This is a genomic window from Flavobacterium mesophilum, from assembly GCF_039581405.1.
Classification (GTDB): Bacteria; Bacteroidota; Bacteroidia; order Flavobacteriales; family Flavobacteriaceae; genus Flavobacterium.
Genome location: NZ_JBCPXZ010000001.1, coordinates 929,512 through 951,564, shown reverse-complemented (window position 1 = coordinate 951,564; position 22,053 = coordinate 929,512). Strand labels below are relative to the sequence as shown.

At 33.2% G+C, this 22,053-nt stretch carries 18 protein-coding genes; 3 read left to right on the top strand and 15 right to left on the bottom strand.

Going from position 1 to position 22,053, the window contains the following annotated elements; genetic code table 11:
* Positions 1–53 precede the first annotated feature (53 nt).
* Positions 54–536: a hypothetical protein gene (locus tag AAYQ19_RS04060; RefSeq protein ID WP_343534108.1), complete on the top strand. Its 483-nt coding sequence runs from the start codon at positions 54–56 to the stop codon at positions 534–536.
* Positions 537–639: 103 nt separating this feature from the next.
* On the opposite strand, the gene AAYQ19_RS04055 is transcribed toward AAYQ19_RS04060, so the two are convergent.
* Positions 640–1,020 carry a DUF1573 domain-containing protein gene (locus AAYQ19_RS04055; RefSeq protein ID WP_343534107.1) on the bottom strand — a complete coding sequence of 127 codons (381 nt, stop codon included), beginning with the start codon at positions 1,018–1,020 and terminating at the stop codon, positions 640–642.
* 261 nt (positions 1,021–1,281) lie between these two features.
* Between AAYQ19_RS04055 and AAYQ19_RS04050 the strand changes: the two genes are divergently transcribed.
* The gene (locus AAYQ19_RS04050; protein ID WP_343534105.1) at positions 1,282–3,912 is read left to right on the top strand and encodes a valine--tRNA ligase; all 2,631 of its coding nucleotides are present in this window, start codon (positions 1,282–1,284) and stop codon (positions 3,910–3,912) included.
* A gap of 120 nt (positions 3,913–4,032) precedes the next feature.
* On the opposite strand, the gene AAYQ19_RS04045 is transcribed toward AAYQ19_RS04050, so the two are convergent.
* The 5 genes from AAYQ19_RS04045 to AAYQ19_RS04025 form a co-directional block, all read right to left on the bottom strand.
* Positions 4,033–5,346, bottom strand: coding sequence for an APC family permease (locus tag AAYQ19_RS04045; protein ID WP_343534103.1), 1,314 nt, complete (start codon positions 5,344–5,346; stop codon positions 4,033–4,035).
* Between the two features lie 191 nt (positions 5,347–5,537).
* Positions 5,538–7,766, bottom strand: a complete 2,229-nt coding sequence (locus AAYQ19_RS04040; protein WP_343534101.1) for a TonB-dependent siderophore receptor — start codon at positions 7,764–7,766, stop codon at positions 5,538–5,540.
* A gap of 254 nt (positions 7,767–8,020) precedes the next feature.
* Positions 8,021–8,746, bottom strand: a complete 726-nt coding sequence (locus AAYQ19_RS04035; protein WP_343534099.1) for a DUF4198 domain-containing protein — start codon at positions 8,744–8,746, stop codon at positions 8,021–8,023.
* A gap of 176 nt (positions 8,747–8,922) precedes the next feature.
* The gene (locus AAYQ19_RS04030) at positions 8,923–10,083 is read right to left on the bottom strand and encodes a PepSY-associated TM helix domain-containing protein (RefSeq protein ID WP_343534097.1); all 1,161 of its coding nucleotides are present in this window, start codon (positions 10,081–10,083) and stop codon (positions 8,923–8,925) included.
* Between the two features lie 90 nt (positions 10,084–10,173).
* Positions 10,174–12,498, bottom strand: coding sequence for a TonB-dependent siderophore receptor (locus AAYQ19_RS04025; RefSeq protein ID WP_343534095.1), 2,325 nt, complete (start codon positions 12,496–12,498; stop codon positions 10,174–10,176).
* A gap of 215 nt (positions 12,499–12,713) precedes the next feature.
* Here AAYQ19_RS04025 and AAYQ19_RS04020 point away from each other — a divergent pair, with 215 nt between their 5' ends.
* Positions 12,714–13,874, top strand: a complete 1,161-nt coding sequence (locus AAYQ19_RS04020) for an MFS transporter (protein WP_343534094.1) — start codon at positions 12,714–12,716, stop codon at positions 13,872–13,874.
* A 533-nt stretch (positions 13,875–14,407) separates the two neighbouring features.
* On the opposite strand, the gene AAYQ19_RS04015 is transcribed toward AAYQ19_RS04020, so the two are convergent.
* From AAYQ19_RS04015 to AAYQ19_RS03975, 9 genes are all read right to left on the bottom strand, one after another.
* On the bottom strand, positions 14,408–14,863 hold the full coding sequence (locus tag AAYQ19_RS04015; protein ID WP_343534091.1) for a hypothetical protein: 456 nt from the start codon (positions 14,861–14,863) through the stop codon (positions 14,408–14,410).
* A 68-nt stretch (positions 14,864–14,931) separates the two neighbouring features.
* Positions 14,932–15,354 carry a hypothetical protein gene (locus AAYQ19_RS04010; RefSeq protein ID WP_343534089.1) on the bottom strand — a complete coding sequence of 141 codons (423 nt, stop codon included), beginning with the start codon at positions 15,352–15,354 and terminating at the stop codon, positions 14,932–14,934.
* An 87-nt stretch (positions 15,355–15,441) separates the two neighbouring features.
* On the bottom strand, positions 15,442–16,509 hold the full coding sequence (locus AAYQ19_RS04005) for an outer membrane protein assembly factor BamB family protein (RefSeq protein ID WP_343534087.1): 1,068 nt from the start codon (positions 16,507–16,509) through the stop codon (positions 15,442–15,444).
* A gap of 22 nt (positions 16,510–16,531) precedes the next feature.
* Positions 16,532–17,008, bottom strand: coding sequence for a DUF6265 family protein (locus tag AAYQ19_RS04000; RefSeq protein WP_343534085.1), 477 nt, complete (start codon positions 17,006–17,008; stop codon positions 16,532–16,534).
* A gap of 250 nt (positions 17,009–17,258) precedes the next feature.
* The gene (locus AAYQ19_RS03995; protein ID WP_343534083.1) at positions 17,259–19,568 is read right to left on the bottom strand and encodes a type IA DNA topoisomerase; all 2,310 of its coding nucleotides are present in this window, start codon (positions 19,566–19,568) and stop codon (positions 17,259–17,261) included.
* An 81-nt stretch (positions 19,569–19,649) separates the two neighbouring features.
* On the bottom strand, positions 19,650–20,039 hold the full coding sequence (locus tag AAYQ19_RS03990; protein ID WP_343534081.1) for a hypothetical protein: 390 nt from the start codon (positions 20,037–20,039) through the stop codon (positions 19,650–19,652).
* A 107-nt stretch (positions 20,040–20,146) separates the two neighbouring features.
* Entirely contained in the window at positions 20,147–20,641 is a 495-nt protein-coding gene (locus AAYQ19_RS03985) for an SRPBCC family protein (RefSeq protein WP_343534079.1), read from the bottom strand.
* A gap of 149 nt (positions 20,642–20,790) precedes the next feature.
* A complete protein-coding gene (locus AAYQ19_RS03980; RefSeq protein WP_343534077.1) occupies positions 20,791–21,213 on the bottom strand; it encodes a VOC family protein in 423 nt (140 codons plus the stop codon).
* 31 nt (positions 21,214–21,244) lie between these two features.
* On the bottom strand, positions 21,245–21,988 hold the full coding sequence (locus AAYQ19_RS03975; RefSeq protein WP_343534075.1) for a DUF6597 domain-containing transcriptional factor: 744 nt from the start codon (positions 21,986–21,988) through the stop codon (positions 21,245–21,247).
* Positions 21,989–22,053 lie beyond the last annotated feature (65 nt).

The following is a 22,053-nucleotide window of genomic DNA, read 5'->3' as shown; positions in this document are numbered from 1 at the left end:
TTTTTTTTGGCTTCTTTTTTATTTATTTTTATATGAAATTAAAAAATTCAGTTATGAAAAAAATAGTGTTGTCTTGTATGCTTTTGTCTCTTGTTGGACTTCAAAGCTGTAAAAATGAGGAAAAACAAAAAGCTGAAGCGGCCGCTAAAGCTGAAGGCGAAAAAGTAGTAAGTACAGAATGTTATAAAGCAATCTATGAAAATGATACTTTAAACCTAACAGTAAATAAACTGAAAAACGGAAAAATTGGTGGCGATATGATTATGAAGGTTGCTTCGTCACCAGTAAAAAAAGGAGAAATTGCCGGAGAATTCCATGGTGATACTTTGTTTGTGGATTACACTTTTGTGGACGGAACAAATAATAATGCGACTTTCAAAAATCCAATGGCTCTTTTGAAACGTGATAAACAGCTTATTTTAGGAAACGGAACGATGCAAACGACAATGGGTGTAACGTATTTAGTTAAAGACAAACCAATCGATTTTGATCGCGTTAAATATAAATTTGACTCCGTTGAATGTGAAGCGAAATAAATAAAAATATTTTATAAAAAAACCGACAGGTTAATTTTGGATAATAAAAAAGCCGTTTCTAATTCAAGAAACGGCTTTTTTTTATTTTAAGATTTAAAAATTCTTATAAAACTTCACCTTTGATTTTTAAGGCAACTCTTCCGTCAGGATAATTTACAGCGTTGGTTTCAACAGTAATTGTTTTACGAATCGGGCCAGAAACCATGTTATATTTTACATCAATTTTTCCTTTTTTTCCGGGTTGTATCGCCGTTGTAGGTTTAGTAACCACAATAGAACTCACTGTTGATTCTGCACCAATGATCATTAGCGGAGCATCACCAGTATTGGTGAATTCAAAGGAGCGAACTCCATTATCACTTTTTGAAATTTTTCCATAATCAATTGTATTATCTTGGGCTGCAAATTCAATTTTTGGGCCGTTTTGCGAATAACCGATTGCACTAAACAATACGATTGCAATAAAAGAGGCAACATTTTTCATTTGAAATTATTTTTAATTGTAAGTAAATATACATTCTTTTAATTAACACACAAATTAATAATTCGCTTTTTATAGTGTCTTTAATTATTTACTTTTGCTGTCAGTTATAAATACAAAAATTGAACCAAAGTTTCGTTTATTTGTTTAACTGTTTAATTCTTTAACCGATTTACCTTAATGGAATTCGCAAAAACAAACAAACGATTAAACAATTTAACGATTAAACGAATCAACAAAAAATAAACGATTAAACATATATAAATGACAATTCCAGCACAATTTGACGCTAAGACGATTGAGAGTAAATGGTATGATTACTGGATGAAAAACAACTATTTTCATTCAGAACCAGATCATAGAACGCCGTACACCATTGTAATCCCGCCGCCAAACGTCACTGGAGTCCTTCACATGGGACATATGTTGAACAATACAATTCAAGATGTTTTAATTCGTAGAGCGCGTCTTAAAGGATTCAACGCTTGTTGGGTTCCTGGAACTGACCACGCTTCGATCGCAACCGAAGCAAAAGTGGTAGCGAAATTAAAAGCAGAAGGAATCAATAAAAATGATTTGACTCGTGAAGAATTCCTAAAACATGCTTGGGAATGGACAGATAAATACGGTGGAACAATCTTAGAGCAACTTAAGAAATTAGGTGCTTCTTGCGATTGGGAACGCACAAAATTTACAATGGATCCAGATATGTCTGCATCTGTAATTCGTTCTTTTGTTGATTTATACAACAAAGGACTAATTTACAGAGGATACCGAATGGTAAACTGGGATCCAGAAGCGAAAACGACTTTATCTGATGAAGAAGTTATTTACGAAGAACAACAAGGAAAATTATTTTTCTTAAAATATAAGATCGAAGGCACTGAGGAATTTTTGACCATTGCTACAACTCGTCCAGAAACTATTTTTGGAGATACTGCCATCTGTATCAACCCAAATGATGAGCGTTTTACACATTTAAAAGGTAAAAAAGCAATCGTTCCAATTTGCGGCAGAGTAATTCCAATTATCGAAGACGAATATGTAGATGTAGAATTCGGAACAGGATGTTTGAAAGTAACGCCTGCGCACGATATGAATGATAAAACGTTGGGTGAAAAACACAACCTAGAAATCGTTGATATTTTTAACGAAGATGCGACTTTAAACAGCTTCGGATTACACTATCAAGGTAAAGACCGTTTTGTAGTTCGTAAGGAAATCGAAAAAGAACTTGAGGAAATTGGCGCTTTAGCAAAAACAGAAATCCACTTAAATAAAGTAGGAACTTCTGAAAGAACAAAAGCCGTAATCGAACCAAGATTATCAGACCAATGGTTCTTGAAAATGGAAGAATTAGTAAAACCAGCAATTAAGTCGGTTTTAGAAACAGGAGATATTAAATTACATCCAAAACGTTTCGAAAACACTTATGCGCACTGGTTGAACAATATTCGCGATTGGAATATTTCTCGTCAATTATGGTGGGGACAACAAATTCCAGCGTACTATTACGGAGACGGAAAAGAAGATTTCGTAGTGGCTGAAAACATCGAAGATGCATTAGTGTTAGCCAAAGAAAAAACATCTAACAACTCACTTACAACATCTGACTTAAAACAAGATGTTGATGCGCTAGATACATGGTTTTCTTCTTGGTTATGGCCAATGTCTGTTTTTGGTGGAATTATGGATCCAGAAAGTGCAGATTACAAATATTATTATCCAACAAATGATCTAGTAACGGGTCCAGATATTTTATTCTTCTGGGTGGCGAGAATGATCATTGCAGGTTACGAATATGCAGGCGAAAAACCATTTACAAATGTATATTTGACTGGTTTAGTTCGTGATAAACAACGTCGTAAAATGTCTAAATCATTAGGAAACTCTCCTGATCCTTTAGATTTGATTGATAAATTCAGCGCAGACGGTGTTCGTGTAGGATTGCTTTTAAGCGCTTCTGCAGGAAACGATATCATGTTTGATGAAGAATTATGCCTACAAGGAAAAGCATTCTCAAACAAAATATGGAATGCTTTCAAATTAATTAAAGGTTGGGAAGTTTCGGAAATTGCACAGCCTGAATCTTCTAAAAAAGCTATTGAATGGTACGAAGCAAAATTTCAACAAACTTTAGCAGAAATTGAAGATAATTTCGACAAATACAGAATTTCAGATTCTCTTATGGCTATTTATAAATTAGTTTGGGATGATTTCTGTAATTGGTTCCTTGAAATGATTAAACCAGCTTATCAGCAACCAATTGATAAAGCTACATTTAATAAAGCAATTGAAATTTTTGAGAGTAACTTGAAGTTATTGCATCCGTTTATGCCTTTCTTGACAGAGGAAATTTGGCAGTTAATTGCTGAAAGAACTCCAGAAGAAGCTTTAATTGTTTCTACTTGGCCAGAAGTAAAACCATTTGATGCAAAATTAATTGCTGATTTTGAAAATTCTATCGAAGTAATTTCTGGAATCAGAACAATTCGTAAAGACAAAAACATTCCGTTTAAAGACGCAATCGAATTAAAAGGAATCAATAGCGAAAATGTTTCAACTTATTTTGATTCAATTATAACGAAATTAGGAAACGTTTCTGCTTTCGAATATGTTTCTGAAAAAGTAGATGGTGCATTGTCTTTCCGTGTAAAATCAAATGAATATTTCATTCCGATTACAGGAAACATCGATGTTGAAGCTGAAATCGCAAAATTGACGGAAGAATTGAATTACACAAAAGGATTCTTGAAATCTGTTGAAGCAAAACTTTCTAACGAGAAATTCGTAAACGGAGCTCCAGAGAAAGTTCTTAATTTAGAAAAACAAAAACAAGCCGATGCATTAGCAAAAATTGCTACAATCGAGCAGAGTTTGGCTGGTTTGAAATAAGAAATCAAACTTAGTTTTAATACGAAACCCGACAGATTTTTTTGAAAGCTGTCGGGTTTTTTAGTTTTTTTGCTGCTAATAGACGAATTAATTCGTGGCTGTTTTTTTAAAGAATCGTGGCTACCTTTTCTTCTTCAAAATCAAAAACAAAGGATAAGAAATCAAGGTAATTCCAACAATTATCGAAAAAGCAATAGGATCGCTATAAATAAAGCCTAACAATAATCCAATCGAAATAATAATTGCAATTATAGTTGCCCACGGATACCAAAAAGAGCGATATGGTCTTATCATATCAGGTTCTGATTTTCTTAATTTTATAAGTGAATAATAGGCCAATCCCCAAACGATTATGGAGATAAAAGCAGCGAAAGAAAACAATACTTCAAACGAGCCGATGCAAATTAAAAATAAACTAAAAAGCGATGAAACTAAAAGCGCCACAATTGGTGTTCCGCCTTTGTTTACTTGAGTTCCTTTTTCGATAAAAAAACCGTCACGGCTTAATCCGTAAAGGATTCTTGGCGGAATCATCATAAAAGCATTCAAAATGCTGATTAAAGAGAAAATTGAAATTACAGTTACGATTATTGCGCCTTTTTCTCCGAAAAGAACTTTGGCGACATCAGCGGCAGCCAAATTTGATTTTGCTAAAGTTTCAATTGGCAAAACATGGAAGAATGCGGCATTAACCAAAACATAAATCACTACAACTAGCAATACGCCACTGTATAAAGATTTCGGAATGTTTTTGCTTGGATTGTCATTTTCTTCGGCGAAAAAGCAAACAGCATTCCAACCATTGTAAGTTCCGATAATGAGCTGTAATGATTTGAAAAATCCAAAAATAAGTCCAATTTGAAAAACCGAATTGTTTGTCTTAATCTCTGGAACTTCAACGCCAGAATACATGAAACAAGCGACAACCAAAGCGACAAAGCAAATTACTTTTAAAAAGCTTGTAATTTGCTGAATGACACTTCCGTTTTTGACGCCACTTAAATGAAGCAATACAAAAGCGATTAATAAAGAAATCGATATTACAGTGGAAAGGCTTTTAAGTTCAGGAAATAAAATAATAGTGTATTCGCTAATTACGATACAATAAAATGCAGGCGGAATTGCATTGACAATATAATCAAACCAGCCCGATAAAAATCCACCATATTCGCCTAAGGCTCTTTTAATATAATTGTAAGAACCTCCTGCTTTCGGAAGCATCGTCGCCAATTCAGAATACGAATTGGCACCTAACAAAACGTATAATCCTCCAAAAATCCAAGAGACAAGAATGAGCCAATAATTATCCAACAGTCCAGCAATTGAACCTGGTGTTCGCAAAATCCCAACTCCGATTGTTCCGCCAATTAATACGGCTATGTTAAAGCTTAATCCAAGTGTTTTTTTTAATTGGTTTGGTTTGGAATCTGACATAGAATTTGGTTTTGCAAAGAATAGAATTGAGAAACAAAAGTAAAGATATTTAGAGCACTTTTTGATGTAAAAAATAAAAACCTCATTTATTGCTAAATGAGGTTTTTTGTGAAATTTAAACCAAAACTTTTGATGCTTTTTAGAATTAAAGAGCTAAAAAGTTTTAACAAATTAAAATCTAATTCAAAAATTTAGAATTTGTATCGTAGACTTGTCATAACTTGACGAGGTGCGATTGGATTCACACTGTAATTTTCGTGAACTGTATAATTTAACTCATTTGTAATGTTTGATAATTTACAAAGAAGCGAGAATTTTTTCCAAGTATATCCAACAGATGCATCAATTGTAACATAACCTTCTAATGGAATTTCTCTGTGGTAAATACCGTCAGGATATTTAACTGTATCTGTACTGATTTGATCGTTCCATCCACCTAAACGGTCACCGATATAGTTTCCAACTGCTCCAACAGATAAATTTCTAAAAAATCCTTCTTGCACAGTGTAAAAGAAACTCAAGTTTGCTGTATTTGCTGGAGTTCTAACAAGACGATCACCTTCAATAAAACTTCCGTTCAAACCAGATGTTTTAGTATAACGCATATCGTTGTAGCTGTAACCTGCAATAATGCTAAATCCTTCAACTGGTCTTGCAGTAATGTCAATTTCAACACCTTTACTTTTAGTTTGACCACTCAACACTTTAATGTTTGTATCTGAGTTTAAACTTCCATCAGCTTTGAATTCAGCTGTTTGAGCCAAATTGCTATTTGTGATTTGGTAAACAGTAACGTTTGTGCTTAATAATCCTTTTAAGAAGTCTGTTTTAACACCAGCTTCATATTGATCAATAATAGATGGTTCAATTGGTTTTAAATCTGCTGTAGTTCCAGTGTTTGGAGTAAACGAAGTAGAATAACTAGCAAATAAAGAAACGTCTTTTCTTGGTTGGTAAATTAATCCAACTTTTGGAGAAAATGCATTGTCTAATTTTTTGTCGCCCACTACAGGTACTGCATCTTCTGGTTTAACAGTTTGTTTGCCACCAGCATAAGTTTCTTTGTAAGTTGTAACTTCAGCTTCTTGCCATGACCAACGTATACCTGCTAAAACTTTAAACTTCTCTGTAATTGAAATCAAATCTTGAAAATACACACCAAAACGGTTGGTTTCTGTTTTTGCAATTTGAGTTGTTCTTGCATTAGGAATATCATTTCTTTGCGTTGACGGGTCAAAGTTGAAAAGGTTTATAGTGTCATAATTTGCAGGGTTAAATGCAAAAGTATAAGCTGTCGCGAATGAGTTTTCCCAGTCTGCACCTGTAAATACCTGATGTTTGATTGATCCTGTATTAAAGTTTCCTTGAAGGCTTAATTGGTCTCCTAAAATTTGCTCTAAGTTTTCATTTTGAACCAAAGGTCTTGTCCAGTCCCCATTTGGTTGTACTGTAGACAATTGTGCTGTAGATTTTGAAGCTCTGTCATAGTTTTGAAGAGAGCTGTTAAAATTAAGCTTCCAGTTTTTATTGAAATCATGGTTTAATAATACAGATGCGCTTGAAGATTTTGTTGTACCATTTGACCAAAGTGATCCGTAAAAAGCATTTCTAGGCAAATCAAGAATTTCTGTGCCAACAATTCCAGTTCCAAAATCAGGAGTCCAGTCTTGGCTTAAATAATCTCCTTGAACTGTAATTTGAGTTTTAGGGCTAATAACAAAAAGCAACGATGGATTTACATACACACGTTCGTTTTTTACAACATCTCTAAAGCTTTCAGAGTTTTCGTAAGAACCATTGATTCTGAATGCAATTGATTTTGTCAAACCTCCGTAAAAATCGAAAGCTGGTTTGTAGTAAGAATAACTTCCAAATTGCATAGAAACTTCTCCACCGCTTTTGAACTGAGGTGTTTTTGTTACTAAATTAAGAACTCCCCCTGGCGCTACGTTTCCAAATAATAGAGCTGCGCCACCTTTTAGAAATTCAACTTTATCTAGACCTGAAACATCTGGAATAGAACCCGCATTGTAACGGAAACCATTTTTAAACATATTGTTGGCAGACATGTCGTAACCTCTAGAGAAGAAAGACTCTTGAGCACCACCACGAGCTGAACCTACATAAACCCCATTTGCATTTTTCAAAACTTCACTTAATCTGATTGCTTGTTGTTGCTCGATAACTTCAGAACCAATAACTTGGATAGCTTGTGGATTATCCATTGGTTTCAAACCAGAACGAACTGCAGTTACCGGTTTAGGCTCTTTGTTTTTAGTAACAACTACTTCGTTTAGGATTTCTCCTTTTTTATTTTTTACAGTGTCGCTTACAGTTGTGGTATTTTCAGCACTTGTAAATTCTTGGCTATAAGCTCCAAAACTTATTAAAGATAAAGCAAGTAGTAAACTATGTTTCATGTGACTTATTTAGATTTAATAAAAATAATTTTTTGCAAATATAAGGGCGCGTTAAGGGTTTAACAAAATTTATAGAGGTATTTTCTTCATTAAAGTTTTATTATTTTTGTCTTAAGATTTGCTTAAGATTTTGTTTTTTCTGATTCATTTTCTTATTTAGATTGAATTAAAAGAAGATGCTTTAAAACAGAAAAAGCTCTGCCCGAAAGAGCAAAGCTTTTTACTAAGACTAATTTAAAAATGAAGGGGTATTGTTATTTTACAGTAATCTGATATGTTGCCATTTTCCAGATTTCATCGTATTTTTTGCCGTTATGATCACCAGAAGCTTTTTCAGTGTGAGCATATTCAACCATATAATTTCCAGACCAGATAGGAGTGAAAGAAAATTCACCTTTATCATTTGTCCATAATTCTTTTTCCCAACCGTTTGGAGCAATCACTTTGATTTTTGTTTCTTTTGCCGATGCGCCATCATAAAGTGCAAATCCTGTTACTTTTGAATCTTTTTTTGCGATGTCGGCATTTTCAGAAAATAAGCCAATTTGGTTTTTATTTGCTGTAGCATAATTTCCAGCAGTTTTGTTTCCCACTACCACTGTTGCACTTGAGTTATAATCTAAAACCATAGTTCCGTAAACATCTTTTACTTTATGATGCATAACGATTGTATAAACTCCGTCTTCATCTGGTGTAAAGAAAGCTTGGTATTTATTGTCTAGAGCTTTAGAAGTCAGTTTTGTTTCTTTTTTTGACGGACTTACCAATACTAAAGAGAAATCCTTTAAGTCTGAAAACCATTTGTCAGCTTTTGTTATGTCGTTTTCTGAAAATTCTCCAAAATAAACTGAAATTTCTTGTGCTTTTCCTTTTGTTCCAGTAGCTTTTGTTTCAATCCAAAGTGCGTGCGCAAATAATTGTGGAGTAGCAACTAACATTAAAAATAAAAATGCAATTGTTTTTAAAGTTTTCGATTTCATAATATTTAAGATTAAGATTAATAGTTTTTAGAAAATTCTTTCTTCAGTTTTAATGGCGAAGAAATCTTTGAACAGCCGACTTTGCTTGCCTGTCGAATTAAATGCAAATATAAAGTTTAAAATCAGTTTAACAATTCTTATTTAGAATAAATACTAATAATGTTTTCGGATTTTTTTTAAGATGATTTAGCGAGTTTTTTTTTCTTTTTGTTATTTCGTCCCCACCAAATTAAAAAGCCTGTAATAGGTAAACTTGCAGATACTAGGCTAGCAAAGAAAGCCAATACTTTTCCAGGAAAACCTAAAATGCTTCCAACATGTAAATCATAATTGATAAAACGAAATTTTTCACCTCCGCTTTTATCATTATAAGTGGTTGTTCTTAGATTTTTGGCGGTGTATCGGTCAAATTCCATTGAAATATCATCAAAACGATTTTTATATCGCACAAATGTTTGAAAGGTAGCCAATGAATCATCTGCTTTTGGAATAAATAAATAATAGCTTTTCGCTTTAGGATTTGCCTTTTTGGTTGCGATGAAAATTTTATCGGTTGCTGTTTTTACATTGTATTGAGTAGTATCCGAAACTAATTTTACTTTTTCAATTGTTTTACCTCCGTTAAAAATCCATTGTACACCTTTATCGTAGCATCCAAAAGCCCAAACCAATCCGGTTAGTGCAATTATCAAAGCGAAAAACATCATGTAATAGCCAAGAATATTATGTAAATCGTAATTTTTGCGTTTCCACTGAGTGGTATTTTTCCATCGAAACCAAAAACGTTGTTTTGCAGCTTGCTTGTTTTTTGGCCACCAAAGTATCAAACCTGTAATTAACGAAATGATAAAAATAATGGTTGCTGTTCCAACAATTGGATCGCCAATTTCGCTATTTAAACAAAGCGTTTGGTGCAACATTCGAACAAAAACAAAAAACTCAAAATTATATTCTTCGAGTTTTTGCACAGTTCCTGTGTATGGATTTATGTAAACGTAGGTGTTTTGATAACGATTCCAATACCAGATTGCATCTTTGTCTAATTCTTCAAAAAACCACACAATAACAGTGCGTTTATCATCATTTATAATTCGAGCGCCAGAAAGCTTTTGATTTGGATGTGCTTTTGCGTTTGCTTCTTCAGCAATTTTTATAAGTTGGCTAACAGGCAGTTTTTTAGTTTTGACCTGATCAACATAATAATATTCGTAAACAATAGGGCGTAATTCTTCTTCAAAAACATACAAACAGCCCGTAATGCCAAGTATGATAACAATTAAGCCAGAAGACAATCCTAGCCATAAATGTATTTTTTTTATTAAATTTTTAAATGTCATGTTTGCTTATGATGCAGCAGTTAGAATTAAACTGCTATTATTTTTAAAAAGCACCTCTATAATAAAGAGGTGCTTTTTATGAATTAAATTTTAGAATTTAAGAGTTAAGCTTGCCAAAATGTTTGTAGGCGCTTGTGATGTTCCCCAGAAATCCCAATATTTTTCATTGCTGATATTGTTGAATTTCAAACCAATTCTCCAAGAAGATTGATCATAATAAACAGATGCATTATAAGTCGTGTATGACGGCATGTAGAAAGTATTATCTGCAGTAAAATAGTTTTTGTCAACATAGTTGGCGCCAAAACCTAATCCTAAACCTTTTAATTTGTTTTGAAAAGTATAAGAAGTCCAAAAATTGAAAACATTTTCTGGTGAGCCAGTCGCTTTATTTCCTTCTATTGTTGCGTCAGAAGCTCTTACGATTCTGTTGTCATTATAGCCGTAGCCAGCAACAATGTTAAATCCGTTGATTGGGTTGGCAATTAATTCAAAATCAAAACCTTTACTTACTTGTTTTCCGTCTTGAACTGTAAATCCAGAGGCATTTAATCGTGTTGCATTATCAATTGTAATATTGTAATAACTTACAGATCCGCTTAATTTTTTATGAAAAGCTTCAGCTTTAATTCCTCCTTCATATTGCACTGCATAAATTGGATCTAAAACGAGTTGAGTTGCATCTGGTTGTGTAACAGGTTGCATATTTTGGAAACCGTTCATGTAGTTTCCAAATAACGAAACTTGATCTTTTACAAGTTCATAAACCAATCCAAGTTTTGGAGCCAAAGCCGTTTGATGATATCCTTCAACAGTTCCCACTTTTTCGCGATCAAAATTATCCAAACGCAAACTTAGCATAGCAGAAAGACGATCTGTAAAGTTGATAACATCACACGCATATGCACTAAATGTTTTTTGATCAGCAACTGGAGATGTAGTCAAAACAAGTCCCGCATCAACTGCTTTTCTTCTAATAGGAGCGAAGTTGGTAGTGACATCAATATTGTCAAGTGTAAAAGTAGTTCCGCCAGAAAAAGAACCGCTATAAAGTCTGTAATTTAAACCAGCCAAGAATTTATGTTTAATGCTTCCAGTATTGAAAGTTCCGTTTAAGTTTTCTTGTATGTTGGTGTAGTTGTTGTAAATTGGTCCCCAAAGTCCAACTCTTCTCGCTACTTGCGTTGGAGAACTCCAAACTGCATAACTCTGATAACTGCGTTCTACATCTTCACCTACGAAAGAGAAAACGGTTGTGGATTTCCAGTTTTCTGAAATTTCATATTCTGCTTGCGCAAAAAATTTAGTTGCAGTTGTTTTTGCATCATTGTCATCATGAAACATTGATTTTCTATAATCAATTTTCAAATCATTCGGATTTGTGATTCCTGAAGTCGTGGCGTATGTATTATAGGTGCGACGTGTGTTGTTTACGTTATATAGCTCAGCATCAAAATTGAAAGTAAGTTTTTCAGATGCTTTATAAGTTAAGCTTGGCGCGAAAAGCAGTGCATTATTAAAACCATAATTTAGGAAGCTTTTTTCTCTGTTCACAGCCATATTGATTCTGAACAAAACGGTTTTGTCTTTGTTTAATGGTGTATTTACATCTGCCGTAAGTCGGTTTAAATTATAGCTTCCGGTCGTATATGATATTTCAGTAGCAGTTGTCTCAAAAGGTTTTTTGGTAACTAAATTCACAACTCCTCCAAATGAAGAAACAGATGAACCAAACAAAGTTCCAGATGGTCCTTTCATAATTTCGATACGCTCAACATTTCCAAGATCAACAGAAGAACGCCCAGAAGCTGTTTCCATTCCGTTTCGTGCATTTATTCCAGTAGAAAATCCTCTAAAAATTACGCCAACACCTCCTGATGGATAGCTTATTGAAACAACTCCAGGCGAATTTTGAACAGCGCTTCTAATATCTACAGCAACTTGTTCTTGCAAAAGTTCTTTATGGATAACACTGTAAACTTGCGGATTTTCTAGATTTTTAAGAGGCATTCTGGCAACATAATCTGTTTTTTTAGAAACGATGCTCTTTTTGCCACTAATTACAACTTCTTGTAATTCCTTATTAGAAACTTTTAGTTGCAGGTTTAAGGTATTGGTTTCATTTTCTATAACAACAACTTCTTTCTCAGAAGTTTCATAGCCAGTTAAAGAAATTTGCAGCGTATAAGTTCCTGTTTTTACTCGGTTAAATTCAAAAGTACCATCGTCATTAGTTGTGGTTCCATATTTTGAATTTTTTAAAATGATATTTACACCTGCAGCCGCGTCGCCGTCAGATGTTGTGATTGTTCCTTTGATTTTTCCGCTGTTTTGCTGTGCAAATACGCTTAAAAATGAAAATAAAAAACTGATTGAAAATAGAAAACGAGAAGTTTTCAGACTAAGGTTATTCATCGATTATTTTAATTGGTTGATATTAAATTTTATTTAGAATAAATAAAAACAGTGCAAATGTAGAAATTAAAATAAGTTTAACAATTTTTATTTTTATCATTTGTTGACGAAATTGTTAAATGTTGGCTTTGTGTGTAATTAAAGGGAATTCTTATTCAAAGTTGTAGTTGGATAAAATTTAAAAGGCTTAATTTTGCAGTCAGAAAATTGACTTCATGATTTTACCCTTCTTAAAAAAATACGAAAACACACCCAAAGGATACCGAATAGCAAACACCGTATTTTTTTTCCTATCTGGAATTGGCTATTCATCATGGGTTTCTAGGATTCCGCACATACAAGCCCAATTGCATTTGTCTGAAGCTCAATTTGGAGCAGTTTTATTTGCTTTTCCAATAGGATTGATGCTTACTATGCCTTTTACAGGAAAATTATTGAATAAATACAGTAGTCGTTATATTATGCTTTTAGGCGCAATCATGTTCAATATTGTGCTTGCTTTGCCAGGTTTGGTTGCTTTTGTTTGGCAGTTGGTTATTGTTCTTCTAATATTTGGAGCTTCTCGAAATATTTTCAACTTGTCGATTAATGCGCAATCTTTGGAAGTGCAGAAATTATATCCTAAATCGATCATAACTCGTTTTCACGCTGTATGGAGTATTGCTGTTTTTTCGGGAGCGGGCTTAGGTTATGTTATGGTAACGCAACATGTGACACCTGCGCATCACTTACTTGGAGTTAGTGTTTTTATGATGGCGCTTACGGCTTGTTTTTACCCAATGAGCATTCACAATGAACCTGTTCCGGTAAAAAAGAAATTCTTTTCGATGCCTGAAAAAAACTTAATCAAATTTGCTTTGATTTGTTTTGTTTCAATGGCTTGCGAAAATACGATGTACGATTGGAGTGGTATTTATTTTGAAAATATTTTAAAAGCTTCACCAAAATTAACCAGTGCCGCGTTTGTGTTTTTTGCAACTGCAGTAACGCTCGGACGTATTTTTGGAGATTATGGCGTAATGAAATTTGGTACGAAAAAAATTCTGCTGTATAGTGGCATATTGATCACAGTTGGTTTCGGAATTTGTTTTATACTGCCGTATGTTTATCCAACTATTTTCGGCTATATGTTGATTGGATTTGGAGTTTCTTGTGTTGTTCCTTTGGTTTTTAGCATTGCAGGAAGATCTTCAAAATTAAGCAGTGGTTCAGCATTAACTTCGATTTCTACAATTGGTTATTTAGGTTTCCTGTTGGTACCGCCAATGGTAGGTTTTATTTCTGAATATTTGAGTATGAAATGGGCGTTTTTGATTATGGCGCTTTTAGGTATTTTGATGATTTTTATGGTGAATAAGATCGGGGAGAATGAGTAGTTTTTTTGAGGAGCTACGGTTCTGAGATACTGAGTTTTTTATACAGTGCTTTTAGCCAATTTGTTCTGTTGTATTATTTTTTCTTTAATATTGAATATCAAGTTAATTAGCATAAGTGCTAAAATATTTATGCTAATTTTGGTTAATGAAGGATCTGAATTTAATTTTAGATTCCAAGTTGTCAAGCCGAAATTATACGTTAGCAAGGTGTCGCTTGTCAAATCTAGACCAAATTTTAAAAAGATGCCGGAGCAAAATTCAAATGTGTAGCCTAACACAGAAAAACTGATTACTTGAATGATTTGGTTTATAATGGACAGATTTAAGCCTTTGTCATATTTTTTGGTAAGCAATAAAAAACCGCAATAAACGGAGAATGAAAATAATAAGATCGAAGATAGTATGATTGTTAGAACTGATTTATTGCCAAAAAACAATTTGCTAAAAAATATGAAGGTAAAAAGTAATCCTAAAACCCCACCAGCTATTTGATATATTCCAAGAATTTTAATTTGTGTTTCTGTTTTTTTCATTTAGTTTATTTCATTTAAAAAATCTTTCCATTTTTGTTTTTCAACGATGTAAGAATATTGATAACCACTTTCGCAAATTCTTATTTTGGTTTTAAATTCTAGAGTATCAACATAAAAGAAATCAAGTTCTTTTTGTTGATCCAGAAAATGAATTGAATATGAGCTTTTCGGACAGCAACAATAGCTTGTCTTTTCTGAATCTATAAAAATAGCTTTAAAACTTTCAAATTGTTGCTTTGAATTTGTTTTGTATTTTTTTATTGAATTATATGATTGTACATGCACGGTTTTATTTGTTACTGTTGAACCGTACTGTTTTATAATAATTTGAGTACTATTTGACAATGTATTATTAAATGAAAAATTGTCCAAAATATCATCAAAAAAATATTGAGTTTTTTCGTTGCAACTTAGTGTTAATGCCGCTATTATAATCAATAAAAGTATCTTTTTCATGAGAACCTTCTAGTTGCTAGGGTTAAGAATTTATTTTAAAATTTTTTACAACTTCAATCTTATCTTCTTCATTTCTCAGGAGTTATTGTAGTATCAGTATGATATTCAAAAATATAACTGAAAATCATTAAAATAGGTAAAGAAAGCCATCCAGTAAAGGCAAGTTCAAGTCCGTTTTGTCCACCTGAACCATAGCACAGAGTAGTAGCTTTTGTAAAAAATACACTAAGCGCAGTCTGAATAAAAAAGTATTCGAATAAATTAAAGAAGATCAGATTGGTTTTCAATTTTTCTGAAGTCTCAGTTTCTTTACTCCTAAGGTTTTTAAGAAATAAAACAGGAAGTAAAATCATCCCGATCCAAGAAATTATCCAAAATGATTTCCATGCTATAGTGCATTCCAGTCCTAGTTTTTCTAGAAATTGCTGTATACAAACTAAAAAAATGGCAGTAAATCCGGGAATTACAAAACCTATGATGCAAAAAATCATAGTAGCCCTAATGTAATTGTATTTATACTTCAAATTATTTCAATTGATTGAGTTATTCGATTTTTTAAGATTGCATAATTTGAAGCATTATTTCTTAGCAGTTTCAACCGCTTTTGACGAAGTATCTGGATTTTCGACCGTTGCTTTAAAAACCGATTTAATTGTAGTTAAATCAGTACTGATTTTATAAACTTCACCAGATTCGTCAGCAAAATAAATAGCATTTTCAACCAATATTGGACTTGATTTTATTTTTTCTTTTGCTGGAAATTTTTTGATTAGTTTTCCGGTTTTATCTAACACATAAAGGTTTTTATCATCACTTCCGAAGAAGATTTTGTTTCCATTAACAAGCGACTCAGTGCGAATACTAGCATTAGCTTTAAACTTCCATTTCGTTGCCATGGTTGTTTTGTCTAGACAATAAAAAAAGCCACCATCATTGCCAAAGAAAATGAAATTGCCATCTATTGCCGCGGTTGAAGAAACCCATTCGTTTGTTATAGCCTTAGCAACAATTTTCTTTTCGTCTAAGTTGAATTTATAAAAATTCATGTCATTGCTGCCAAAGAAAAGATTGTTTTGGTCCACAATTATTTTTCCAAGAATACTTGCCGAAGCACATTGATACGATTCAATTGCTGATCCTTGCAAACTCAATTTATATATTTTCCCTTTTGAATCGCCTATGAAAATCGAATTGTCCTTAACTGAAACAGGAGAACTGATTGGCGCATCAGCATAAAATTTCCCTACTGTTGAACCATCTCGAGGATCAAGAATAAATAAACTAGATGCTGAGGTTACATAAAGATTATTATCTATAAGTGTTGGTTTATTGGCGATAGGGCTATATGTTCCCAAGTTTATTTTCCAGATTTGTTTTCCATCAGCTCCAACGCAATAAACCATTGCATTGGCATCACCAATAAAAATCTTATTGTCTTTGATTTCTGCCTGACTGTATATTTCATTTTCAGAATTAAAAATCCAATTTGTATTTTTTGTATCGATATTCAGGGAATATAAATTTTTATTTAAGCTCCCAAATATTAAATTTTTGTTTTGAAAATTTATTTTAGCAATAATGCTTTGTGCTTGCAGCGTAGTTACTGTTGCAAAAAAGCTGACAAATAGTAGGATTTTTATTCTCATATCTTAGCTTATTTTTAAAATGTTATTTCTTGGTCATCACAAACTTTTCAGAACTTGGTTTTCCATTTAAATTTCCCGAAATCTCAGCAGTCAACGTGTTGTTTGTCCCTTTTGTATACGTGATTTTTTGAGGATAATCATGCTTTGGGTTTTCGAAAACTAATTTTTGATCGGTTTCAGCAGTAGAAGGGAAGAAAACCGGTTTGTCTTCATTTTGACCTCTTACCGTTGCTTTATAGGTCAAAGTTTCGCCTAATTGAGCCAAAATAATAGTTTCAAAATGTAAAGTGTCTTTTCCTTTAATGAAATAAGATGAAGCGCTAAAAGTACTGTCATTAAGTTTTATCCAGTTTTCAGATAAAACACCTTCATCAGATTTATTTTCCCAGTTTCCAATCAACCAATCGGCTTTTTTGATTTTGTCTTTTTCAACGGTTTCTTTTTTCTGGCAAGAAACAAAAGCTATAATTAGGGCTACAAGGGTAATTTTCTGAAACATATTTTTTCGTTTTGATTTGGTATTGAGGTACTAATGTATGAAAAAAAATGTTTGCCACGAACTCCACTAAATTATGCGAATTATAATTTGAGTATTTTTATGCGAAAAGTTTGAAGATTTTTGTTTCACGCAGATTTTGCTGATTTAAGCAGATTTAATTTTGATTATAAAATCTGTGCGTATCAGCTTAGATCAGCAAAATCTGCGTGAAATAAATTAGTGGAAATTAGTGGAATTCGTGGCGAAAAAATTACACGTTTTCTGATAAAATCGAGTAAACCAATTCTTTAGTGGGTTTTTGATCTTTTAGTTTTGCGCGAACTTCGTCAAAAGTTACTTTGAAATCGCAACCTGATTTATATTCGGCGCAGCCGTAAGCGGTTTTACCTTTTAGTATGGTTCCTTTTTTGCATTTCGGACAAGTCAAAGCATCTGAATTTTCTTTTGCTTCAGCTTTTTTCTCTGTTTTCTTAGGTTCTAATTTCAGCTTGTAATTTTCCTCAAAACGAATCAAACCTTCGACAGTTCCAGAGTCGGTTTTAAAACCTTTTATATTTACTGTAGAACCTTTTTGAACCAATCGTAAATATTGGCTTTCGGTGATTTTTTTATCATGAAAAACAAAAGGCAACACAAAATCGCAACCCGATTTGTATTCGCTGCATCCAAAAGCCGATTTTCCTTTTATTAAATTTCCTTTTTGGCATTTCGGACACGTTTCTGCAGAAATTCCAGAAGTTGTCTTTTTCTCTTTTTCAGCTTTTGCGACAGGTTTCTGAATCGTTGCGGCGTGCGAAATATTAGCATGTTTGGTTTCGCTTCGAACTTCATAAACCAAAGCTTCCACCATGCGTTTCATGTTTCGGATAAAGGCTGCGGCAGTGAAAGTTCCTTTTTCGATATCTTTTAATTGTTTTTCCCAAGTTCCTGTAAGTTCAGCCGATTTTACCAATTCGTTCTGAATCGTATCAATCAACTGAATTCCTGTTAAAGTCGGTAAAACCTGTTTTTTATTTCGAACAATATATTGACGTTTGAAAAGCGTTTCAATAATATTCGCACGGGTTGACGGACGCCCGATGCCGTTTTCTTTCATCAATTCACGTAAATCTTCGTCGTCAACTTGTTTTCCAGCGGTTTCCATGGCACGCAATAAAGTCGCCTCAGTAAACTGATTCGGCGGTTTGGTTTCTTTTTGAAGAAACGAAGGTTCATGTGGCCCTTTTTCGCCCATGACAAAACTAGGCAGTAAATCTGGTTCTTTTTCCTTCGCATTTGGATCTTCAAAAACAACTCTGAAACCTTTTTTCAAGATTTCTTTTCCCGTTGCTTTGAACGTTACTTCCGCCGCTTTTCCAATTACTGTGGTGTTGGCAACCAAACAATCGTCATAAAAAACAGCAATAAAACGTCTAGTAATAATATCGTAAACCTGTTGTTGGTTGTAAGGCAGATTATTTTGAATTCCGGTTGGAATAATCGCGTGGTGATCGGTTACTTTTTTATCGTTGAAAACCTTTGGCGATTTCTTTATTTTTTTCTCCAAAATAGGTTGCGTCAATTCGGAGTAATTGGTTAATTTTTGTAGAATTCCCGGCACTTTCGGATAAATATCTCCTGGTAAAAAAGTCGTGTCAACTCTGGGATACGTGATAACTTTTTGCTCGTATAAAGTCTGTGCGATTTTCAGCGTTTCTTCTGCAGAAAATCCAAATTTTTGGTTGCAATAAACCTGTAAACCTGTTAAATCGAAAAGCTTTGGCGCATATTCGTTTCCGTTCTTTTTATCCACAGAAACAATTTCGAACTCACTTTCTTTTACTTTTTCTGCCAGAATTTCTCCATCTTCTTTGTTTAAAAAACGACCTTCTTCATAACTAAAAAGCGTTTCTCTGTATAAAGTTTGTAATTCCCAATACGGCTGCGGTTTAAAGTTTTCGATTTCTCTAAAACGATCTACCACCATCGCTAATGTAGGCGTTTGCACACGGCCAATAGACAAAACTTGTTTGTAGCCGCCATGTTTTACAGTATACAAACGTGTAGCATTCATTCCTAAAAGCCAATCTCCAATAGCTCTTGAAAATCCCGCGTAGAATAAATTATCGTAATTTGAAGAGGGTTTTAAGTTTTCAAAACCTTCTTTGATGGCTTCTGTAGTCAAAGATGAAATCCACAAACGCTGAATTTCGCCTTTGTAATGCGCTTCATTCATCACCCAACGCTGAATTAATTCTCCTTCTTGTCCAGCATCCCCGCAGTTGATGACCACGTCGGCTTTGTCGAAAAGACTTTTAATGATTTTAAACTGTTTTTGAATTCCCGAATTCTGAACGACTTTGGTTTCGAATTTTTCAGGAAGCATCGGCAAATTATTCAAATCCCAGCTTTTCCAGTGCGGTTTATAATCGTTAGGCTCTTTTAAAGTACATAAGTGCCCGAAAGTATAAGTAACTGCATAACCATTGCCTTCGTAATAGCCATCGTGCTTGGTATTGGCACCCAAAACGGATGCGATTTCACGTGCTACACTTGGTTTCTCGGCAATACAGACCTTCATTTTCTCCTTTCTTGATTAATAGGCGAAATTAGGGAATTTTCTTTGAAGGGGCAAAGAGGCAAAGTTGCAGAGTTTCAAAGCTTAATTTATTATTGACTCATTATCTTGTATTTCAAATATTGTTTTAAAAGCCCTTTCAAATTTTTTCTTCTTATAAAAGATTCTAAAATTGGCAAAAGAACCTATTATTACGATAAAAAAGTTGAATAATAAATAGACCAGAAGAGGCGATTTTTCAATAATGAAAATGGTATTGAATAATGCAAATGCAATAAAAGGAAAATAACGAATCCAATAATATCCAAATTTGATTGGAGTTATTACATAAGTTATTTCAGTTAGGGTTTCGTTTTTTGATTTAATTTTTCCTTCCAAAACAAAAGGAATGGGATGCAGTATTGCATTTTTAGTGATTTTAAAATCATTTTGATTTATATTCCCATAAAATAATTTGTCTTTTTCGCCAACCAAGTTAAATGCGTGCAAAGGACTGCCACTAATTTTTGGATTGCCTAATTTAGTATTTAGTTTTAGCCTTTTTCGAAATTCTTCAATGTTTAGTTGGGATATCATTGTCGTTAATTATTAATCATCGGATTCAGATTACTATCCTTATTTCTTAAATCCAATCCGCCTTCGTAAACTGATTTTAGATTTGTAAGATAAAAATGCCAACCATTCGAGCAACCCAATCTGATATATTGTTTCGAAGAATCATCAGTTGGGATATTATGATGGCGAAGTTCTACAATTGTGTAATCCTCTTTTTCAGTTAGATTAATGTCTACAAGACAGTTTCCTTCAAAAGTAAATTGCAATTGATCTTTTCCGTTGGCAGATACGATTTTTCCCTTCATAGAATCATCATATAAATACCAAAGCCATTCATAAGTATTTCCATCTTTAGCATTTTCATCTTTGTTTAAAAGTTCCTGCTTTCCATCAAAAAAAGATACTTTCTCGAGAAACCATTTTTCTAATTCATTTGCTTTTGTCCAAGCATTGTAAATGTCTGAAAGTTCAGCTCTAATGGCTATTTTTTTGGTGAAAGAAGTCCAATCGAAATTTTCCATGGTAGCTTAGATTGTTTAAAGTTAGTGGAGAAGTAGATTAAAGAAAGATTGGTTGAAACAAATATAAGATATTTCGTCCACCTTTTATTTCAAAAAAAAGCCACAGAAAATATTTTCTGCAGCTTTTTAATGATCATTTTATTTTAATGTTATTCCTTTTTCTCGGCAAAGCCTAAAATATAGCCATTCAAATCTTTTAAATAGAATTCCTGCATTCCGTACCAAGTGGTTTTTAGCGGTGTTATTTCAAGATTTTTACTTTTAAGAACCGAATAAAAATCAGTTATGCCTTCGATATCCATATAAAAAGAAACTGTTGCACCCAATGTTAAATCTTTAGCAAAGACAACATCATTTTTGAATGTGTCTGAACGCTGAAACATAAATTCTATATTGTCTTTTTGCATCATGGCATATACATATTCTTTGTTGTCGGCAAGAGTCTGTTCAACTCCGTCTTGGGTTTCAGGAACTGCCATAATGAGTTTGAATCCGAAATTTTCGGTATAGAATTCAACTGTTTTCCTGATATCAGTTACTTCAAAGTTTGGAGAAAGTTTGCTTATTTTCATTTCAATAAAAGTTTAAAATTATACAGCAAAACTATTTTTCTTCCCGCTTTGATAATTGTAAAAATCGGTCGTTTTTATTTTTGCTCAATTCTTTTGGAGTAACTCCAGTGTATTTTTTTATTTCTTTGATAAAATGCGCCTGATCAAAAAAATCGGTTTGGGGACTAATATTGCCATTCGAAATTTCATCATAAGAAGCATTGCAACGAACAATTTTCAGAAACTCTTTTAACGGAATTCCAAATTGCGAACTAAAATATCTATTGATTTGCCTGCTGTTCCAGAAAATGTGATTTGAAAGTTCTGAAACCGTTTTAACTTTTTGTTGATAAACGATTTCAAAAAGCTTTAATTTTCGGTTGTCAATCTGATTTAAGTGTTTTAAGGAAGCTTCTAATTTGGCCGAAATTTCAGAAGCAAATCGCTCAAATTCATCCGATTTATAACGATCAAAATTCCAAAAATCAAAAGGTAGATTTATAGAAGTATCCAAAATAGATTTGAGTTCTTTTTTAAAAAGATATTCAACCGCCAAAAGTTTAAACCGAATCGCGAAGAATTTTACGTTTTTTGGAATGACAATATCTTTTGGTTGGGTCCAAATTCCAGTCAGTTCCAAGGTTGTTAAAACATCGTTTTCAAATTCGCCAATTAAATCAAAATAACCGTCTGGCAAAATTGTATGATGCGTTTCGGCATCAGTTGTTTCATAATACCAAAAACACTGCACAAAATTGGCCAAGAACCCATCAGGTTTGATTTCTTTATAATTCATTTATATGAAATTTTGGTTTGAAAATCCTATACAAAGATTGATTTTTTCTCTTTACTAAATAAAAA